Origin of the sequence: Segatella copri, from assembly GCF_024330485.1 — a bacterium.
Classification (GTDB): Bacteria; Bacteroidota; Bacteroidia; order Bacteroidales; family Bacteroidaceae; genus Prevotella; species Prevotella copri_L.
Genome location: NZ_JANDWX010000060.1, coordinates 1 through 5,725, shown reverse-complemented (window position 1 = coordinate 5,725; position 5,725 = coordinate 1). Strand labels below are relative to the sequence as shown.

General features: G+C 43.4%; 3 protein-coding genes. 1 reads left to right on the top strand and 2 read right to left on the bottom strand.

Going from position 1 to position 5,725, the window contains the following annotated elements:
- Positions 1-604: 604 nt before the first annotated feature.
- Positions 605-1,759 (top strand): AAA family ATPase, encoded by a 1,155-nt coding sequence (locus NNC77_RS15895; protein ID WP_254971790.1) that lies wholly within the window; start codon positions 605-607, stop codon positions 1,757-1,759.
- Positions 1,760-1,808: 49 nt separating this feature from the next.
- Here the strand turns inward: NNC77_RS15895 and NNC77_RS15890 are convergent, their stop codons facing one another.
- On the bottom strand, positions 1,809-3,578 hold the full coding sequence (locus tag NNC77_RS15890) for an ATP-binding protein (RefSeq protein WP_254971792.1): 1,770 nt from the start codon (positions 3,576-3,578) through the stop codon (positions 1,809-1,811).
- 129 nt (positions 3,579-3,707) lie between these two features.
- Positions 3,708-5,561 carry a sulfatase-like hydrolase/transferase gene (locus NNC77_RS15885; protein ID WP_254971794.1) on the bottom strand — a complete coding sequence of 618 codons (1,854 nt, stop codon included), beginning with the start codon at positions 5,559-5,561 and terminating at the stop codon, positions 3,708-3,710.
- Positions 5,562-5,725: the final 164 nt, after the last annotated feature.

Below are 5,725 nucleotides of genomic sequence, written 5' to 3'. Positions count from 1 at the left end.
GTAACTGAACTACTTCAATATTCCTCACTCGCTTGCTTTATGCCGATTTGGCAACTTTGTGCAAATCTGCTCATTCCCAACTGTTTACGTTCCAACCTCTCTTATTCTCCTTTGGCTGCGTTAGAGCTTTATGTTAAAAAATCTAAGTCATAGTTTTGTGGGGTGGAAAACATAGGTTCTTATGTGCTAAATCATAGTTTCTCGGGTGCCAGGTTATAGCTTCTCAGATAACAGGTTCTCGTCTCAATCCGTAACCCCCTTTTTCTTCTTCTTCCTTTCTCATAAAAAAATAACACGGACAAATTGTCCGGAGCTTCATAACGTGTTGATTTTCTAGTACTTATAAGCCTATCGGACAACCATCCGGACAAATTCAATTTGTCCGTGTTTTAAAAATCTCCCCGTTAAATTCTTTGGCGTCTTACCCGTAATCCATTGACTATTAGTTAATTCGTAATAAAAATGCTAGTTTTAAACAACTTTGTTTCAAACAGCCTTGTTTAATTTGTTTTTTTTTGCTATCTTTGCAGAAGAAAAGCTGCACTCGGCAATTTGAAAGCAAGCTTACTTGCGAAATTCAGTATTATAAAATAAGGTAGTGATTATGAGAAAAAGTAAAGAAGCTCCGTTTGTATTCGGTGTTCGTGTGGAGGGAGATTCCTTTACCGACCGAAGAGAGGAAACAGAACGCTTGAAGGCGAACTTTACGTATGGAGTGAATACGATATTAATTTCACCTCGTCGTATGGGTAAGACTTCATTGGTGGATAAGGTGTGTTCGCTTGTAGAGAGCGAAGACATCAGGATAGCTCGTATAGATGCCTTTGGTTGTCGCTCAGAGAATGATTTTATCAATGCTTTTGCCACAGCTGTGGTTCGGGCTACTTCTTCAAAATGGGAAGAATGGATAGAGAATGCCAAGGTGTTCTTGAGTCGTTTCGTTCCGAAAATCAGTATTGGGCAAGATCCTTTGACAGATTTCTCTTTGGCTTTGGAGTATAATGCAGGTAACAATACAACAGAAGAGGTTTTGAGACTTCCGGAAATGATAGCTCGGTCAAAAGGTTGTCATATAGTAGTCTGTATCGATGAATTTCAGCAGATAGGTGATTTTCCAGATTCCTTGACTTTCCAGAAGAAACTCCGTAGCGTATGGCAATTACAGAGCCATGTATCTTACTGTCTTTATGGCAGCAAGAAACACATGATGGAACAGATGTTCCAGAATGCCAGTTACCCATTCTATCGCTTTGGTGATTTCTTCTATCTGAATAAGATTAGCGAGAAAGACTGGGTGGAGTATATCTGTCAGCGTTTCGAATCTACCGGCAAGCATATTTCTGAAGAGCTGGCTCGAGAAATCTGTCAGGTAACAGATAGATATTCTTCTTATGTACAGCAGTTGGCATGGTTTGTATGGTTGCGTGTACAGGATGATTCTGTAGCAACAGAAGAGGACTTGAAATATGGAATAGACCGGTTGCTGGATGCCTGTGAGCCCTTGTTTATCCAGCAAACCGAAGACCTTTCAGCCTATCAGATGAATTTCCTGCATGCCATCACTAATGGAGTACATACCGGTTTCACCCAGACGGCGATATTGGAAACCTATCGCCTGGGTACTGCTGCCAATGTAACCCGCTTAAAAAAGTCCTTGATGGTGAAAGATCTGATTACAATACCTGCTCCTAAGCATCTGGAAATGAGTGACCCCATCTTGGCGTTGTGGTTGAAGAGAAGAGTTTGGAAGTTAACGTAATTTAGGCTCAGGGGAGATTGTCCGTGGATAAGACAACCTCTTCTGAGCCTTATTCTTCCGTTACTTCCTCGCACATTACCATTTCTGCTCCTCGGTAGATAACTACGAGTTTGTGGAGCTTAGTGGTCTTGACCGACTCCTTGACGATGTCGCTATTGGCATAGCGGCAGATTTGGGCAGAGGCTTCCTTTAAGAGAACTTGCAGCTGCTCATCGGTGGTATTGGTCTTGCAGTATTTCAGTTCGATGATGTAACTGTCCACCATATCCTTGTAGATGTCGCAGAGCGGAGAAAGGAAGATGTCGGCATAGCCACCATCGTTGTCTAGCTCTGAGATAGGGCGATAGAACTGGTTCTGGCTGGTCATCGCCAAGGTGAAACCATGCACGAATGCTTCTCCCTTCTGCTTGTCACGCTGAGAAGAGTAACGCTTCAGACTGTCGGCGATGAACTCAAAGTATGCCTTGTAGTTGCCATCGTATGCCAATTGAGACTCTAATTTTCCCTTATTGAAACTATCATAGGTCAAATCGTTCTCCTTGTAGGTGTCTAAGAGATATGTATACATCTGGTCTCGTACTACCTCGTTTGGAATGATAAACTTGGTGACTCCCTTGTAATCACCATCTATCGTTACCATGCCGAAATAGAAGAGCAGACTCAGGAAGTTGTCTGGGTCGTTGATGCGCTCGGCAGGGAAGTTCTCTACGAGCTTACCTGTGACGAATCCTTGGGTTACCAACTGCTGGATGATGCTGGCATCATGAGCAAACTCCTTGTCATGACGGATAAGCATGCGTACCTTGTCATAGTCGATGCGTATATTGCTCTCTACCATATTCTTAGGAATGTCGTAGTTGTTGCGGATGTACTTGTCTAAGAAGTTAAGTACCATCACAGAATTGTACATTGTGGTTTTTCCGTACTCCTCTTCGGCAAAGCAATAGTTGTCATACCATGGCTTCATCACCTTGACGAGTTCATCCACGCTGTGATTGAACGGCAACACACTGGAGTAATAGCCCAGCATATCTCTTACTTCATTCTCTGTGAATCCTGTCATCTCATTGAATTCTGGTGCCAGAGAGTAATTGGTGCCGATATTGAATCCGCTTGTCAGGTCATCCATCGTTACAGGGCTAACGCCTGTTACGAAGACACGTGCTAGGGTATCGCCTGCTGCTCCTTTGATGGTATCAAAGAATTTTCTTAGATATCCTTCGCCATGGGTCTGTATGCGGTATCTCTGTTCATGCTCCTTGTGTGCGAGAATCTGGTTGGTGAAGTGGTCGTACTCGTCAATGAAGAGATAAATCTTCTGACCAGATTTTTTGCTTTGGGTGCAAAGATAGTTTAATTGGTTGACGGCATCTTCCTGTTGGTTGAGGCCTTCTTTGGTACCTTCTGGTAAGAGATGCGAATATACATCTGCGAAGTAATTAAACTGCGTCTTGCAATAATTATCCATGCCATGCTTGTAGTCGTTTAGGTCGCCTACAATAATGGCAAAGTTGAGATGGATGATGAGATAACTATTATGTTCGGGAGTTGGATTCTCACCAATATAAAGCTTGCCAAAAATTTCATCAAACTTGTCTTTCTTGTTTATGTCATAGTAATTTTCAAGCATGGAGATGGTAAGGCTCTTGCCGAAGCGGCGAGGCCTTATAAAGAAGAAGTACATATTAGAGTCTTCTATTTCTTCGATGAATGGGGTCTTGTCTACATAGTAGCAATCCCTTTCAATCATATCCTCAAAATTCTGCATACCATAAGGTATTCGCTTGCGATAGATTCGCTTTCTTCTTTCTCTTACCATAGTTCTTTACTTTTTGCAATGACTGAGTACAAAGTTACGAAATATTCTTGAAAGTCGATATACTAGTGGCATTTATTTATGAAACTTTATCAAAGTAAAGATGCCAGCACTTTGGCTGGCATCTTATTGTTATTTAAAGAACCTGTTGAGCTGCTTGATGGCATGATCAAATTGCTTCGCTGGCAGGCGATAGTTCTTTACCGGATTCATGTGGGCATCATAAACATCCAGGGCACCATCGGCTGTCTTTTCCAGAATGGTGTCGTTGTTGATGATGAAGGCATAGTTCAGATTACTGCCCACTACATGCCACAGTCTAGGTGTCTTATCCGTCATCATTCTGCCCATCGAATAATCGGCAGGATCGTTCTTTACGCCCAGATGATTCTTCATCAATGTAGGAACCACATCATAATGAGTGGTGCGATGCATAAACTTATGAGGCTTTGAGCCAGGAACATGCCAGATCATAGGCACGCCAATCTGGGCTTTAGAGAAGTTGCCGTTATGTCCCCAGTAATTATGGTGGTTCTCATTGAACTCCTGACTGTGGTCGCCCGAAAGAATGATGATGGTGTTATCCATCAGTCCCTCTTTCTTCAAGGTCTCGAAGATGCGGCCCAGCAGCAGGTCATCCTGATAGCAGCAGTTGCGATACATATTCCAGAAAGGAGTAGGATTCATATCGTTGCTGAGTTTGGTATAGTCGGCATACGCCCAAGCCGGCTGGAAACGCTTGTTCTTGTCAGCAGGAAGCCCAAAGCTATGAGGCAGGTCGAAGAACAGGAATGAGAAGAATGGCTTCCGGCTCTTTTTGTGCTGCTGCGAATCGCTGATGAATTCCTCTGCTATCCTTGTATCTCGCTCCAGCGGAGTATTGCCTTTCGTCTCGGTATGGATGCCTGGCACCCCACCAAAGATGACTCTCCCGAATGGCGGGTCGGCAAAGGTGGCACTCGGATAGGTCTGTATCTCGTATCCCAGTTCCTGCAGGCGCTTGATGAAGAGTGGCTGAATATGAGCAGGGTCAAAACTCTCCCAGTAATAGCACGATAATCCGAAGAAGAGGCTGAACACACCGCTTCGGGTTCCATTGCTGCCGCTCACATGATTGCTGAACCATTGGTTTTGCTGTGCAAACTGATAGGCATTCGGCATGCATTCGGCTGTTAAGGAACGGGTATTCCAGGAGTCTATCAGGATGAAGATGATATTCGGCAGCGAATCAGGGTTCATCTTTTCCTTCTGTAGCGGCTGGATAGGATATTGTATATCCGCACTCTGCTTGCCATTCATCTGTATCATGCTTTCTCTAGGAGGCGTACATCCTAACTTCAGCAACAAGCCATTCGAAGTAGTAGGGAAGTAATAAGGCAACAATGCGCTACTCTTCATCACAGAAGGCTGCTGATAGAAGGCTCCATAGATATGGCAGAGATGGGCAAAGAGGGTGCTGCCAATGATGCATCCTGCGATGGTCCAGGCGTATGCCTTCTGGCGTTTCTTCCATAGAAGATAAGATGCATACCAGGTGCCGACAACGATGGCTGCTACCACCAGGAAGAGTGCTATCTCCTTCAGATACAGCATTATATCGAAATTGAAAATCTCGCCGGCACCTTCTCCAAACACCATACTCAATACAAAGCCGTTGATATGGAAATGATAGATGGCATACACCTGCGAGTTGAGATAGTTGATGATGCAGAGCAGTATGATACCAACAATCTGTACGATTCTAGCCGTCTTGGTACATCTGCAAAACGTAAAGATGAGGCTGAGAAAATAAGGTATCAGCGCAAACATGGCTGCATGGCTGATGCAGGAGGTTATGAAGAATAACCATCCTTCTAAATCCATCAACCCGAGTATCGAAGAATCGGTGATGTAGAGCCCAAACTGTAGAGCAATTAATAATGTAGAGAAGGCATAAAACAAGCAACCTTGTTTTATGCCTTTTATAATCAGAGACTTATAATTCATAATTGATAGAATCCTTCCTAGACATTAATCCTTAGATTTTAACAGCAATAGTTCGTTAAAATTTGAGATAATGGCTAAGCAGCTTTACGTTGCCAGCCAAAGAGTTCTTTGATAGTATGACTAATTAACTTTCGGTTCGGTATTCTCCGACACTTGTTGAAAAT

What these genes read in the sequence shown, in the direction of transcription:
- NNC77_RS15890 (WP_254971792.1), bottom strand. Translation starts at nt 3,578, where the DNA reads ATGGTAAGAGAAAGAAGAAAGCGAATCTATCGCAAGCGAATACCTTAT.
- NNC77_RS15895 (WP_254971790.1), top strand. Translation starts at nt 605, where the DNA reads ATGAGAAAAAGTAAAGAAGCTCCGTTTGTATTCGGTGTTCGTGTGGAG.
- NNC77_RS15885 (WP_254971794.1), bottom strand. Translation starts at nt 5,561, where the DNA reads ATGAATTATAAGTCTCTGATTATAAAAGGCATAAAACAAGGTTGCTTG.